This is a genomic window from Streptomyces sp. NPDC001194, from assembly GCF_042896985.1.
Taxonomy (GTDB): domain Bacteria; phylum Actinomycetota; class Actinomycetes; order Streptomycetales; family Streptomycetaceae; genus Streptomyces.
Genome location: NZ_JBIAXU010000002.1, coordinates 397,294 through 410,645, shown reverse-complemented (window position 1 = coordinate 410,645; position 13,352 = coordinate 397,294). Strand labels below are relative to the sequence as shown.

Annotated in this window: 12 protein-coding genes; 7 read left to right on the top strand and 5 right to left on the bottom strand. The window is 71.7% G+C overall.

Annotated elements, in window-relative coordinates:
* The first annotated feature begins 7 nt into the window (after window positions 1-7).
* Together ACFY1T_RS06610 and ACFY1T_RS06605 are read left to right on the top strand one after the other, a co-directional pair.
* Entirely contained in the window at window positions 8-2,509 is a 2,502-nt protein-coding gene (locus tag ACFY1T_RS06610; RefSeq protein WP_390787236.1) for a PIG-L family deacetylase, read from the top strand.
* A 236-nt stretch (window positions 2,510-2,745) separates the two neighbouring features.
* Complete coding sequence (locus ACFY1T_RS06605; protein WP_390787235.1) at window positions 2,746-4,842, top strand: PIG-L family deacetylase; 2,097 nt, start codon at window positions 2,746-2,748, stop codon at window positions 4,840-4,842.
* Between the two features lie 70 nt (window positions 4,843-4,912).
* Here ACFY1T_RS06605 and ACFY1T_RS06600 read toward each other — a convergent pair whose 3' ends face one another.
* On the bottom strand, window positions 4,913-5,914 hold the full coding sequence (locus ACFY1T_RS06600) for a hypothetical protein (protein ID WP_390787234.1): 1,002 nt from the start codon (window positions 5,912-5,914) through the stop codon (window positions 4,913-4,915).
* Between the two features lie 101 nt (window positions 5,915-6,015).
* Entirely contained in the window at window positions 6,016-6,507 is a 492-nt protein-coding gene (locus tag ACFY1T_RS06595) for a hypothetical protein (RefSeq protein WP_390787233.1), read from the bottom strand.
* Between the two features lie 557 nt (window positions 6,508-7,064).
* Here ACFY1T_RS06595 and ACFY1T_RS06590 point away from each other — a divergent pair.
* On the top strand, window positions 7,065-7,607 hold the full coding sequence (locus tag ACFY1T_RS06590; RefSeq protein WP_390787232.1) for a hypothetical protein: 543 nt from the start codon (window positions 7,065-7,067) through the stop codon (window positions 7,605-7,607).
* Between the two features lie 170 nt (window positions 7,608-7,777).
* Here the strand turns inward: ACFY1T_RS06590 and ACFY1T_RS06585 are convergent, their stop codons facing one another.
* A complete protein-coding gene (locus tag ACFY1T_RS06585; protein ID WP_030866929.1) occupies window positions 7,778-9,139 on the bottom strand; it encodes a glutamine synthetase family protein in 1,362 nt (453 codons plus the stop codon).
* Between the two features lie 173 nt (window positions 9,140-9,312).
* Here ACFY1T_RS06585 and ACFY1T_RS06580 point away from each other — a divergent pair, with 173 nt between their 5' ends.
* The 4 genes from ACFY1T_RS06580 to ACFY1T_RS06565 all read left to right on the top strand — a co-directional run bounded on the left by ACFY1T_RS06580 (window position 9,313) and on the right by ACFY1T_RS06565 (window position 11,731).
* Window positions 9,313-9,708 (top strand): hypothetical protein, encoded by a 396-nt coding sequence (locus ACFY1T_RS06580; RefSeq protein WP_390787231.1) that lies wholly within the window; start codon window positions 9,313-9,315, stop codon window positions 9,706-9,708.
* 72 nt (window positions 9,709-9,780) lie between these two features.
* Window positions 9,781-10,467: a DUF3105 domain-containing protein gene (locus ACFY1T_RS06575; protein WP_390787230.1), complete on the top strand. Its 687-nt coding sequence runs from the start codon at window positions 9,781-9,783 to the stop codon at window positions 10,465-10,467.
* On the top strand, window positions 10,464-11,183 hold the full coding sequence (locus ACFY1T_RS06570; RefSeq protein ID WP_390787229.1) for a DUF305 domain-containing protein: 720 nt from the start codon (window positions 10,464-10,466) through the stop codon (window positions 11,181-11,183). The genes ACFY1T_RS06575 and ACFY1T_RS06570 overlap by 4 nt, the downstream gene beginning before the upstream one ends.
* A 128-nt stretch (window positions 11,184-11,311) precedes the next feature.
* The gene (locus ACFY1T_RS06565) at window positions 11,312-11,731 is read left to right on the top strand and encodes a CBS domain-containing protein (protein ID WP_030866921.1); all 420 of its coding nucleotides are present in this window, start codon (window positions 11,312-11,314) and stop codon (window positions 11,729-11,731) included.
* On the opposite strand, the gene ACFY1T_RS06560 is transcribed toward ACFY1T_RS06565, so the two are convergent.
* Window positions 11,716-12,582 carry an alpha/beta fold hydrolase gene (locus tag ACFY1T_RS06560; protein ID WP_390787228.1) on the bottom strand — a complete coding sequence of 289 codons (867 nt, stop codon included), beginning with the start codon at window positions 12,580-12,582 and terminating at the stop codon, window positions 11,716-11,718. The two genes, ACFY1T_RS06565 and ACFY1T_RS06560, sit on opposite strands and share 16 nt — an antisense overlap.
* Entirely contained in the window at window positions 12,579-13,289 is a 711-nt protein-coding gene (locus ACFY1T_RS06555; RefSeq protein ID WP_390787227.1) for a DUF998 domain-containing protein, read from the bottom strand. The genes ACFY1T_RS06560 and ACFY1T_RS06555 overlap by 4 nt, the downstream gene beginning before the upstream one ends.
* Window positions 13,290-13,352: the final 63 nt, after the last annotated feature.

Sequence of the window (13,352 nt, the reverse complement as noted above, 5' to 3'; positions counted from 1 at the left end):
GTATCCCGTGGTCCCGCCGGGTGCCGGGCCGTGGGACCCGTCGCGGCATCCGGCGGGCGCGCAGCCGCACGCGGCGGCGGGATCCGGCTGGGATCCGTCACGCCCTCGGCCGGACGCGCCGGCCGGCGGCGCGGGATGGGCACCGGCACCGTTCCCGGCCGACCCGGAGACCGCCGACGGGCGGGATCCCCGTACCCACCGCCCCCGTACCCACCGCCCCCGTACCCACGACCCCCGCACCCACGCCGCCCCGGCCGACGACCGCCCCGGCGATGCCGGAGCCCCGGACCCCGGCGGCCGCCGCGCCGGGCGCCGCGCACGGGCCGAGGACCCGGCGGAGGCGGCCGCCGGCCGCCAGGCCCCCGGCGCCGGGCGGGCCTCCCGCCGCTCCGGCCGGGCCGAAGCGCCGGCGGGCGACCGGCGCCGCGGGCGGGTGGTCAAGGCGGTGGCCGGCTTCGCGGCCGCCGCCGCGTGCTGCATGTTCGTACTGCGCGGCTCCGAGGCGCTCGGCGGCATCGGCGGCGACCGGTCCGGCCCCGCTCCGGCGGCGGCCGTCGACGCGCCCGACCCCGGCCGGGTGCTGCAGATCGTCGCGCACCCCGACGACGACCTGTACTTCATGAACCCGGACCTGCGGTACTCCATAGCCGCCGGCCACCCCGTCACCACCGTCTACCTCACCGCCGGCGAGGCGGACGGCATCAACGCCACCGAGGGCAAGCAGGCCTCGACCCCGCCCAACAAGCCCGCCTACGCCGAAGCCCGCCAGAACGGCATCCGGGCCGCCTACGCCCGGATGGCCACCGGCGACCGCGGCAGCGCCTGGAAGCGGACCGTGGCCCCCACCCGGGGCGGCGGCCAAGCCGAGGTCGACGTCCTCGTCGCCAAGCCCGAGGTCAACCTCGTCTGGCTGCAGCTGCGCGAGGCCGGCACCGTCTACGACAGCGCCCCGGACAGCCTGCACGGCCTGTGGGACGGCAAGACGTCCGCGCTCGGCGCCCAGCTCTCCTCCGGCACCCCCGTCAAGCAGCGGTTCTCGTACTCCAAGGACCAGGTGGTCCGCACCCTCGTCGGCGTCCTGGAGCAGTACAAGCCGACCACCGTCCGCGCCCAGGACCCCACTCCCGGACGCTTCCCGGACACCAGGAAGTACACGGACCACCAGGACCACTTCTACGGCGCCCGCTTCGTGCAGGCCGCCCTCGCCGCGTACGCGAAGGACGTCGACGCGAAGGACCGCCCGCACTTCGCGGTGCAGAACTACGTCGGCTACTTCAACGGCTCCCTGCCCAGCGCCCTGGGCCCGGACGAGGCGAAGGAGAAGCTGGACATACTCGACACCTACGCCTGGCTCGACAAGCAGAACCACTGCGGCAGCAACGCCGGCTGCGGCGACCTCAAGGTCGCCGACCACCCCGCCGGCAACGGCTGGACCTCGACCGTCAACTACGCCCGCGGCACCGGCACGTCCTGGCTGACCTCCGACAAGGAGCACGGCCTGTGGGCCTTCAAGGTGCTCGACGGCCAGGTCGCGCTCTGGCACCGCTCCGGCCCCATCGGCGCGTGGAGCGGTCCGCGCCTGCTGCCCGGCACCGGCATGGACCCGGGCGTGGCCACCGTCACCCTGCCGGACGGGCGGATCGCCGCCTTCGGTACGCGCACCTCCTTCGGCGCGCGGCCCGCGGACTACCGGCGGGAGGTCGTGTACGCCGTCCAGAAGGGCCCGGGCACCGAGGAGTTCGGGGACTGGCAGTCGCTCGGCACCCCCGAGACCACCGACGAGAACTGGACCTCCGACATCAGCGCCCCCGCCGTCGCGGTGGACGGCAGCGGGCAGTTGGCGGCGTACGTCCGCGACGGCGCGGGCTCGCTGCGCGGGCGGGTGCAGCTCGCGGGCGGCGGCTGGGGCCCGTGGGCCTCGTACGGCGGCGCCGACCTGCACGGGACCCCGGTCACCGCCGCCGACGGCGCCGGACGGCGCATGGTGTTCGCGGCGACCACCAAGTCGGTGGTGGGCTGGGCTCAGCCGAAGCCGGGCGCCCCGCTCGGGCCGGCCACCCCCACCGGACTCCCGGACACGACGCTCCCGCTCACCGCGGAGGGGCGCGAGGGCGGGGTGCGGCTGTGGTTCCGCAAGCCGGGCTCGGGCAACGTCCGTACTGCCCTGGTGACGGGCGAGGGCGGGCTGAAGGTGAACCACCTGACCGACCTCGGCGGGCTCCAGGGCTTCGGCTCGGTGACGGCGAGCGGGCACGTGCTGGCCGGCCGCTCGGCGGGCGGGCTGCTGGGCGCGGGCCTCGGCGAGGGGCGGCCGTGGGAGCGCTCGCCGCTGATGTTCGTCGGGGCTCCGTCGTCCACGAAGACCGGCAGGGACACGGTCAGCCTGGCGGTGGTGGGCCTCGACGCGCGCCTGTACGTGACCTCGTCGGCGGACGACGCGGACGCGCACCTGGCGCCCTGGCTGCCGGTGGGCCCGCGCAACGCGGCTCCGCCCGCGGCACCCCGCTGACCCGGTCCGTCCACATGCCGGGTCCGTCCACATGCCGGGTCCGTCCACATCCCGGGCACGTGCGCGCGTCGAAAACGCACCGTGCACAATCACGTCCGGTCGTATCCGGAAAGCATGAGTCATCGAGCACATCGGTGAACCAAGTCCCCCGATTTGGCCTCTCACTGACTGAGCCGCTTGAGCCGAACTGACTGAACTGCCGTTCTTCCCGCCCGGAACGACCCAAGGCGTGACCGATGCCGATTGCCCGTCGCCGCTTCCTCCTCGCTGCCCTCCTTCCCGTCCTCACCGTCGGTGCCACCGGCGTGCTCGCCGTCGCCACCGGCCAGCAGACCTCGGCCGAGGCCACCGACGCCCGGAAGCAGGGCCCGGACTTCACGCTGACCGCGAGCACCACCTCCGGCTCGGTCGTCCAGGTCGTCGCCCACCCCGACGACGACCTGTTCTTCATGAACCCGGACCTCAGCCGCTCGCTGACCGCCGGCCTTCAGCTCACCACCGTCTACCTGACCTCCGGCGAGGCCGACGGCCGCAACGAGGCCAACGGGGCCGGCGCCAAGGACCCGGAGCAGCCCGCCGACCGCGCCCACTACGCCGAGGCGCGGCAGAACGGCATCCGCTGCGCCTACGCGCAGATGGTCACCGGGGACCGCACCAGCGCCTGGAAGCGCACGGTCATACCCACCGCGGGCGGCGGCCAGGCCGAGCTCGACGTGCTCGTGGCCAGGCCGCAGGTCAACCTGGTCTGGCTGCAGATGCGCGAGGCCCGCAACCCCACCGCGGAGAACCCGGACAGCCTGCGGGGGCTGTGGAACGGCAAGATACCCGCGCTCGGAGCCCAGTTGGCCTCCGGAACGCCGGTCAGGCAGCAGTACACGTACACCAAGGACCAGGTGGTCCGGTCGATAGCCGGGCTGCTCGCGCAGTACAAGCCGACGACGATACGCATGCAGGACCCGACGCCGGGCCGCTACCACGACACCGGCAAGTACACCGACCACCAGGACCACATGTACGGCGCCCGCTTCGTGCAGGCCGCGACGGCCGCGTACGCCGCCCAGGTCGCGGACCGGCCGCGGTTCTCGGTGCAGAACTACCTCGGCTACCACAACGGCAGCCTCCCGCACGCGCTGGACCCGCAGACTGCCGAGACGAAGCTCGGCTTCCTCAAGACGTACGCCTGGCTCGACCACGAGAACTACTGCGGCAGCCCCTCCGGTTGCGGCGACCGCAAGGTCGCGAGCAGCCCGACCGGCCGCAACTGGGCCCAGTCGCTGCGCTACGCCCGCGCCGACACCACCTCCTGGCTGGCGGCGGGCGTCGGCGGCCGGCTCCACGCCTTCGCGGCCCTCGACGGGCAGATGGCGGTCTGGACCCGGCCGGGCGGCCCGGCAGCCGCCGCCTGGACCGGTCCGCAGCTGCTCCCCGGCACCGGCATCGACCCGGGCGCGAGCAGCGCCCGCCTCCCCGACGGGCGCGTCGCGGTCCTCGCCACCCGTACGGTCCTCGGCTCGGGGCCGTCGGACTACCGGCGCGAGGTCGTGTACGCCGTCCAGGCCTCCCCCGACGGCCCGTTCGGGCCGTGGCAGTCCCTCGGCACCCCCGAGGGCGCCGACGAGGAGGGCACCTCCTCGATCAGCGCGCCCGCGGCGGCCGTGACCCCGGACGGCCGGCTGACCGTCTACGTCCGCGACTCCCGCCGCACGCTGCGCGCCCGCGAGCAGCAGCCGGACGGCGTCTTCGGCGCCTGGCAGCACCTGGGCGGCGAGGACCTGCAGAGCGACCCGGTGACGGCGGTCGACGCCGCCGGGCGGCGCCAGGTGTACGCCACCACCACCAAATCCGTCCTGGCCTGGACCCAGCCCGCCCCGGGCACCCCGCTCCAGGGACCGTTCCCGACGGGCCTGCCCGCCACCACGGTCCCGCTGTCGGCGGCTCCGGAGGGCGCGGGCGTCCGGCTCTACTTCCGGCGCCCCGACTCGGGGGTCGTCCGTACGGCCCTGGTCACCGCGGGCTCCGACAAGCCGCAGGTGTCCAGCGTCGCGGAGGCCGGCGGCCGGGCGGGCTACGGCGCGGTCGGCGTCGCGGGCCGCCTCCTGTCGGGCCGCGCGGACACGGGCACGGCCGGCACGACGGGCCTCGGCGGCCCTCCGGCGTGGACGGAGTCGCGGATGCTCTACGCGGGCGCCCCGGCCGGCGTCCTCGAACCGGCGGGCGCGACGACGACGGCGGTCCTGGGCCTGGACGCCGAACTCCACGTCACGACAACCCCACCCCCCACCCGCCCCCAACCCCCCCAAACCCCCTGGCACAAGGCGGTCCCCCCGAAGTAACCACCCGCCCCTTCGCGGGGCAGCCGACCACGGCCGCCACGGCAACGGCCGTCAGGCCTGGCGTCGCCTCTCAGTGGGCCAGGGGGAAGCCGGCGAAGCCGTCCTCGGTCTGGTAGACGAGGTGCACGTTCTGCGATGCCAGCAGGTCCTTCACGTCCTTGCTCGGCTCGCTGGGCAGCAGCACAGCCGCCCGCAGGCCCTCCGGGTTGGGGAGGTGCCTGCGGTAGTCGGCAAGCTGACCGATCGCCATGCGGATGTTGGTGCGGGTGGTCAGTCCCTTGGCCTCGTACAGCACGTGATCGGTGATGTCGTACAGGTCTGGGGTGAGGGCGCCCACCTCACCGGCGATGGTGATCTGGAACGACTTGTGCACGTGGCCGGCCGCCTCAAGGTCCTTCTTGAACGCCTCCATCAGCAGGCCCTCACGACGAAGAACCGTACGCGGGCCCCCGGGAACGTCAGCGATGGTCTCCGAGGTGGTGTGCTGCTCGGACTTCTTGTCCTTCACGCTGGTCTGCTCGGGAATGAACGGGACGGTCTCCACGTCCTCGACGTCGTTGCCGGCCGCCGGCTTGAGCCGGTCCTCTTCCTTCCATGCCGGCGACGACCCCGGAACCGGCCGAAGCCGAAACACCAGGGCGTTGCGCATCTTGTGGTCCTGGCCCGGTCCGCGGCGGATCTCGACGGGGTTGATCGGGTCCACGGTCATCTGCCCGATGTACCGCTGGCGCATGGCGCCGCTACCACCCGGCACCTTGCCCTGCGCGACGAACAGGTGCAGCTCACGGCCGTCTTCGACGTGGTACCGCAGGGACTTGTTGCGGCTCTTCATCTCCTGGTCACCGTTCGCGCCGTAGCCGGTGTACAGGTACAGGGGACCGTACTCGTCATCCTCGGCGCGGCCATCGAAGGTGTAGCCGTACTCCTCGCCCGCGGACGGGTCGGAGTAGACGAACACCTTCTTCGCCTCGTTGGCCGGCTCGATGCCCTGGTACTTCCCGCCGCCGAACGCAGCCACGACCTCATCACGCGTCGTGATCACCCCGGGCACAAGCTCAAACGTCTTCGTCATGGTCACGACCATAAGCAGCCCCGCCCGCATCCCGGCACCGTATTTCCCCGACCACGCACACAGGCGGCCCCCTCCGGGGGCATTCCAGCGTCGACAGCACCTCATGTGCGACGGCGCACCGGAGGGTGCAAGTCATCCCGCATCAGCCGTTGCAGCGAATCCAAGTCCCTGAAGAAGGGCTGTATGACCTGCTGATACTCAGGGGTCTCGAAGGTCACCTCATCGGAGGCGAGCATGTCGCGAGCGGTCCGAAGCTGGTAGTAGACCGGCACGGCGGCCTCGTAGATGTGGTCAGGCGCCGCTATCGCCAGCTCCCGTAGGACGGACTTGGCGTCCGAGTGCTGGGGATCCGTGAGGAACGCGTTGTGGATCGCCTGCGTTCGAGCGGGCCCGACTGCCTCCCGTGCGGCCGCCATCGTCATACGGCTGTGGGCCTGAGCCAGCGAAGTCAGAAACCGCACGTAGGCGAGTCGCTTCGTATCCGCCCACTGCTGTTGCTGTGCCCGCCGAGAACGCAGGACATCGGTGATCAGCGTCGTCCCGATCCCGAATAAGGCACCTACCGCCGCAACTGCCAGAGTCCCCCACTCCATGTGCGCAGAGTACGAGTCCCATCACACCGGGTCCAGGTGGCCCGCCCCGAACCCGTACCGCATCCATGCCGAGAGCGGCCCCTCACGCCGATGACCGGGCCGCTCTCTTCCAGCACTCTCAAGAACTGGAGATTGCCGTTGCGGGAGGGCAAGCTCCCGTTCGGGAGCTGCCGCACCTGCACCCTCCGGCCCGAGCACATCCGCGACCGGCTCAGTGAGCGGCCAGAGGAGTCAAGTCGCGGTGATCGACCCATTCGGCCCGCATGCGCTTGAGTGCCTCACAGGCAAAATGTCCAATAATACCCAATATGAGAAGCGGAGGGATCCCTGGCTCCGGTGGTTCCGACACAGGCAGCGGCACTCCGGGTGGGACCGATGGGCAGGGCAATGACACACGAAGTCGCTGGCCGCATTTCCGGAGCTGGTTAGCCGAGAACCTGAAAAAGCTGATCGGCGTTACCATTGTGGCATTCGTAGGAATCGCTGTTCAGCAAGCTGTGACTCAGTGCACCGCATCAGAGCCGGGCTTGGGGCCTACAAAAGTTCACTATCTCCGCTTGTTCGACGAACAAGGCCGGCTCCTGCCGCCCTTCAAAGAAAGCCGTCGACACAAAAATGCGAAATGCTTTACGGGTGCGGCTGGCACCCTGGACCCGAATGCCTGGCGCTGCATCGCGGGCAATCAGATCCTCGATCCCTGCTGGTACAAGCCATATGCGGCGCCCGACAACAATGTCGTTGCATGCGTGTCGGCGCCTTGGGATCGAAATGCAGTGATCCTGGAAACTCCAGAATGGAGCGGGCCATCGTCCAATCCACGCCCAACCAACAAGCTCACCCAGCCTTGGGCAATCGAAATCAGAGACCCCGCCAAACATAAGCAGACTCTGCACTGCGTTTGGGTTCAGGGCACTGGCGTACAGGAAATCAATGGCATGCGGCTTGATTGGGCGTGTCACACAGATGACCAATCCCCTGCGCATGTCATCGGATACGCTCTAGGCCTTCTCAACAGATCTCACCCTCTCAATACCGTACCTTTCGCTCCTGCCGGGAGTAGCGAAGTGCGGGATGCCGAGGTCACCGCCATTTGGCCCTAGAGACTCCCTCGCACGTGCGGCAAGGGCGTGCGTTGGCGCTCTCGGCACAGGGGATCACGGCATTGACGACCCAGGGGACGGCCCAGGAGGGGTGAGACGGGTCCGGGCCGGCGGCTGACTGCCGTCGGCCCGGAGGGTCGTGGTGCTGGGGTACTGCCGCTGAGCTGCGGTCAGAGGACCGGGAGGTTCTTGCGGAGTTCGAAGGCCGTGACCTCGCTCCGGTATTCCTCCCACTCCTGCTTCTTGTTGCGCAGGAAGAAGTCGAAGACGTGCTCGCCGAGGGTTTCGGCGACCAGTTCGCTGCGTTCCATCAGGGCGATGGCCTCGCCGAGGTTCTGCGGGAGGGGTTCGATGCCCATCGCGCGGCGCTCCGCGTCGGAGAGGGCCCAGACGTCGTCGTCGGCGCCCGCCGGGAGTTCGTAGCCCTCCTCGATGCCCTTGAGGCCGGCCGCGAGGAGTACGGCGTACGTCAGGTACGGGTTGGCGCCCGAGTCGATCGAGCGGACCTCCACGCGGGAGGAGCCCGTCTTGCCCGGCTTGTACATCGGGACGCGGATCAGGGCCGAGCGGTTGTTGTGGCCCCAGCAGATGTACGAGGGGGCCTCGCCGCCCGAGCCTGCGGTGCGGGAGGAGCCGCCCCAGATGCGCTTGTAGGAATTCACCCACTGGTTCGTGACCGCCGCCGTCTCCGCGGCGTGGCGCAGCAGGCCCGCGATGAACGAGCGGCCGACCTTCGAGAGCTGGTACTCGGCGCCCGACTCGTAGAAGGCGTTGCGGTCCCCCTCGAAGAGGGAGAGGTGGGTGTGCATGCCCGAGCCCGGGTACTCGGAGAAGGGCTTGGGCATGAACGTGGCCTGGACGCCCTGTTCCAGGGCCACCTGCTTCATCACCAGGCGGAAGGTCATGATGTTGTCGGCCGTGGAGAGGGCGTCGGCGTAGCGGAGGTCGATCTCCTGCTGGCCCGGGGCGCCCTCGTGGTGGCTGAACTCGACCGAGATGCCCATGGATTCGAGCATGGTGATCGCCTGGCGGCGGAAGTCCATGCCGACGTTCTGCGGAGTGTGGTCGAAATAGCCGGAGTTGTCCGCCGGCACCGGGCGGGTCCCGTCCAGCGGCTTGTCCTTCAGCAGGAAGAACTCGATCTCCGGGTGGGTGTAGAAGGTGAAGCCCAGGTCGGAGGTCTTGTTCAGGATCCGCTTGAGCACGAAGCGGGGGTCCGCGAAGGAGGGGGAGCCGTCCGGCATCAGGATGTCGCAGAACATCCGGGCGGTCCCGGGGGCCTCGGCGCGCCACGGCAGTATCTGGAACGTGCTGGGGTCCGGCTTGGCGATCATGTCGGACTCGTAGACCCGGGCGAAGCCCTCGATGGCCGAGCCGTCGAAGCCGATGCCCTCGTCGAAGGCCTGCTCCAGCTCGGCGGGGGCGACCGCGACGGACTTCAGGAAGCCCAGTACGTCGGTGAACCACAGGCGCACGAACCGGATGTCGCGCTCCTCGAGCGTCCGGAGGACGAATTCCTGCTGCTTGTCCATGCCTTCATCCTCGCAGTTCAGACGGCCTGTGCACCACTCCCCCGAGTGGCGGGGGCACAGTCGGGCGGGCCCAGTATCGCCAGCCGCGGTTTCCGCCACATTACGCATGCTCGACAGGTCGCGGCACCCCCGCACTGACCTCAGGGCCGTCATGAGCATTACCATCTGCGCCCATGGGGGGCCGGGAGCACATACGACGCGGGCGCATCGGGCGCCGGGTACGTCGGCGTGCCGTCATCGCGGTGGCCCTGTCGGTACTGCTCGGAGCGCTGTTCCTGTGTGTACGGCCGGGCGAGCCGCACGTCGTGACGGCAGGGGCCGCGGCCACCGCCACGGCCACACCCGCGACCCCCGCGCGCGCCGTCTGCGTGGCCCCCGACGAGCCGCCCGGCTGTTCCCCCTTCTCGCACGTGGCCCCGGGCGTGCTGCCCGCCGCGCCGCCCGCCGTGACCGTGCCGGGCTCCGCCCCGGATCCCGTCGCGCGCGCCGCCGGCGGCGGAGCGGCCCGGCCGTACGGGACGCTCGCGCGCGCCCCCGACCTCCACGCCCTCCAAGTGCTGCGGACCTGACGGGTCCGGGCGCCGTACCGCGCTCCACCGGATCCATCCCTCCACCCCCCTCAGCAGAAGGATTCAGGGCACATGGCCAGCAGGACCTCTCCCGACAGCAACTCCCGCCAGGCGCGCATAGCCGAGATGCGCCGCGCCGAGCAGTCCCGCGACCGGCGCAACAAGGCCGTCGCGATCACCGCTTCCGTGGCCGTCGTCGCCGCGCTCGTCGGATTCGGCGCGTGGGTGATGATCGACAAGAAGGAGAAGAAGGACGCCGCGGCCGCGGCGGTCCGCAAGGCCGAGGCCGCCGCGGCCGAGGCCCGCAAGACCCCGGTGACCGGCGAGCAGAGCTGGGACGCGAAGACTCTGGGCCGCAACCACGTCGAGACCCCGGTGAAGTACCCGATGAACCCGCCGGTCGGCGGGGACCACAACCCGCGCTGGATGAACTGCAACGGCGACGTCTACAAGAATGCGATCCCCGAGGTCAACGCGGTGCACTCGCTGGAGCACGGCGCGGTCTGGGTGACGTACAACGAGAAGGCCGCCAAGGGCGACGTCGACGCGCTCGCCGGGAAGGTGGCCAAGACCCCGTACACGCTGATGAGCCCGGACAAGGAGCAGGCCGGCGCGATCATGCTGAGCGCCTGGGGCAAGCAGCTGACGGTGGACAAGGCGGACGACCCCCGCGTCGCGCAGTTCCTCACCAAGTACGTGCAGGGCCCGCAGACCCCCGAGCCGGGCGCGGCCTGCACCAACGGGCTGGCCGAGAAGTGACCCGTACGTACTGGGCGGCCGGGACGGCCGTCCTGCTCGCGCTGCTGTTCGCGGTGGCGGCCACGGTCGCCTCCGCGAGCGGCGACGGGGACGGCTCCCGTACGACGGCCCGCGCGCCCGGCCTCCACTCCCCGGACGCGGGCTTCGCCCGGGACATGGCCGTGCACCACCAGCAGGCGGTGGAGATGTCCTTCATCGTGCGGGACCGCACCAAGGACGAGCCGGTGCGCGGACTCGCGTACGACATCGCCAACACCCAGGCCAACCAGCGGGGCATGCTGCTGGGCTGGCTGGACCTGTGGGGGCTGCCCAAGGTGGTGGCCGACGAGCCGCCGATGTCCTGGATGGGGTCCGCGGACGGACACGGCGGCCACGCCGGACACGACATGAGCGGATCCGGCATGTCCGGGCACGAGATGTCCGGGCACGACATGGGCGGCGTCACCGCCAAGCCCGGCGCGCTCATGCCGGGCATGGCCACCAAGGAGGAGCTCGCGCAGCTCGGCGCCGCCGAGGGCCGGGACGCGGAGGTGCTCTACCTCCAGCTGATGACCGACCACCACAAGGGCGGCGTCGCGATGGCCCAGGGCTGCGCGGCGCAGTGCAAGACGCCCGCCGAGCGGGCGCTGGCCCAGGGCATGGTCGAGGCGCAGCAGTCGGAGCTCACCCTCATGGCGGACATGCTGAAACAGCGCGGGGCCGCACCGCGCGGGTGACGGGACACGCTCGTACGGTGGGAAAAGGCGTCCTCCCACCCGTACGGGCGTGTGCTCCGCCGCGTGGGGAACGCCGCGGCCGAGCGCGTCCGCGACCGGCCGTGAACGGCGCTCAGGGAGGTTCAGCGATGACGACCGCCGCAGACATCATGCACCCCGGGGCCCAGTGGATCCCCGCCACCGAGACCCTCGACCGGGCCGCCCAGCTGATGGCCCGGCTCAATGTGGGCGCCCTGCCCATCAGCGACGCCGACGAGCGGCTGTGCGGCATCCTCACCGACCGCGACATCGTCGTGAACTGCGTGGCCAAGGGGCACGACCCGGCGAAGGTCACCTGCGGTGACATGGCCCAGGGCACCCCGCGCTGGATCGACGCCGGCGCGGACGTCACCGACGTGCTGGAGGAGATGGAGAGCCACCAGATCAAGCGGCTGCCGGTCATCCGGAACAAGAAGCTGGTCGGCATGATCAGCGAGGCCGACCTGGCCCAGCACCTCTCCGAGGACCAGCTGGCGGGTTTCGTCGAGAAGGTCTACGCCCGGCGCTGATCCGCGTCCAGGACCGCCCGCGCCACCCGGCCCGGGCGGTCCAGCATGACCAGGTGCCCCGCCGGTTCGGCGACCTCGAAGCGGGCTCCGAGCCGGACCGCCAGCTCCGCCTGGCGCGCGAGCCACCGCCGCGCCCCCCGCCCCGCCGAGCCGTCGTACCCCGCGAGGACGGTGGCGGGCACGGCGAGCGGGCGCCCGGTCCGCAGCGCGAGCACCTCGGCGGCGACGTCGGGGTAGCGGGCGTTCTCCAGCAGGGCGCCGCGCCACACCCGGCCGGTGCGGTAGACGCGGCGTACGAGCTCCCGCGCGGCCGGGTCGCAGCCGCCGGTGCGGGAGGCCCGTACGGCGGCGCGCCGCGCGAGCGGCCCCAGTGCGGCGGGCAGCCCGGCGGCGGTCAGGGCCCGGCCGAGGACGCGCGCGGCGCCGCCGCGCACCCCGGGCAGGGCCGTACGGGGGTCCTCCTCGATGCTGGCGTCGACCAGGACCACGGCGGCGGTGCGCTCGGGGTACAGGCGGGCGAACGCCTCGGCGTGGAACCCGGCGATCGAGTGCCCGGCGATGGTGACGGGGCCGGACAGGCACAGCGCGTCCAGCAGCCCGGCGATGCGGCGGGCCTCCCCGGCGGCGGTCGGCGGGGCGGTGGCGGGGGCGCTCAGCCCGTGCCCGGGACGGTCGAAGCGGACCACGGTGCGGCCCTGCGCGACGAGCAGCGCCGCGACCGGGTCCCAGTCGAACCAGGCCATCGCCAGCCCGGCGCTCAGCACCACGGTGGGCCCGGACCCCTCGACGACGACGTGCAGGGGGACCCCGTCCACCCGCACGAAGCGCTCGCCCCGGCGCCCCGCCGTCACGTGCGCCGCTCCTTGTGGACGGAGTACGCGAGCAGGCCCAGCCAGAGCGCCACGAGGAGCACCTGCATTCGCTGCCCGGCGCCGAGCGCCCAGGTCCCGCGCCCGGCGGTGAACAGCGCGATGGCGGACAGGGTCCAGACGGTGGCCAGCAGTTCCAGCACCACCAGCGCGGGTCCGTAGCGGGCGAGCGGGGCGAGTCGGCGGTAGCGGCGGGCGGCGAAGGTGAGGGCGACTATCCCGACGAGTGCGCCGGTCATGGCGAGGCTGCTGCTGACGGCGTGGGCCTGATGGGTGGCCGGGACCAGGCCGGCGGTCTCCCGGGCGGCGCACACGGGGTCCACGGTGGGCGTGCAGCTGAGCGGGAGCCAGGCGTCGGCGGCGGTGGCCGCGCCGAAGAGGGTGACGCCGGCCCAGCCGGCGACCGACCAGGGCCGCCGGGATCCGCCGTCCCGCAGCAGCCAGCCGAGCCCCAGCAGGCCGCCCGCGAAGGCGAGCAGACCGGCGGTGAAGTCCGTGGCCCGGAACAGGCCGCCGAGCGGCTGGTCCTGGGCGGCGAGCTCGCTGACGTACGTCTCGATGGGGTTCAGGCCGGTCGACAGGACGACCTCGAGCACCCAGGCGGTGTACGCGGCGGCGCCCAGGCCGATGAGCAGGGCGACCGGCCACGGGCTCTTCACGAACAGTCCTCTTTCGGGATTGGTGGACATAGTGCGCATCATCCTCAACACGGCGGACCCGGTCCTACGATCAGATACCCACCCGGGGTAGGG

Bases quoted from the DNA above. Each gene is read 5' to 3' on its own strand.
- ACFY1T_RS06605 (WP_390787235.1), top strand. From the start codon at position 2,746: ATGCCGATTGCCCGTCGCCGCTTCCTCCTCGCTGCCCTCCTTCCCGTC.
- ACFY1T_RS06595 (WP_390787233.1), bottom strand. From the start codon at position 6,507: ATGGAGTGGGGGACTCTGGCAGTTGCGGCGGTAGGTGCCTTATTCGGG.
- ACFY1T_RS06555 (WP_390787227.1), bottom strand. From the start codon at position 13,289: ATGTCCACCAATCCCGAAAGAGGACTGTTCGTGAAGAGCCCGTGGCCG.
- ACFY1T_RS06565 (WP_030866921.1), top strand. From the start codon at position 11,312: ATGACGACCGCCGCAGACATCATGCACCCCGGGGCCCAGTGGATCCCC.
- ACFY1T_RS06580 (WP_390787231.1), top strand. From the start codon at position 9,313: ATGGGGGGCCGGGAGCACATACGACGCGGGCGCATCGGGCGCCGGGTA.
- ACFY1T_RS06585 (WP_030866929.1), bottom strand. From the start codon at position 9,139: ATGGACAAGCAGCAGGAATTCGTCCTCCGGACGCTCGAGGAGCGCGAC.
- ACFY1T_RS06575 (WP_390787230.1), top strand. From the start codon at position 9,781: ATGGCCAGCAGGACCTCTCCCGACAGCAACTCCCGCCAGGCGCGCATA.
- ACFY1T_RS06600 (WP_390787234.1), bottom strand. From the start codon at position 5,914: ATGACGAAGACGTTTGAGCTTGTGCCCGGGGTGATCACGACGCGTGAT.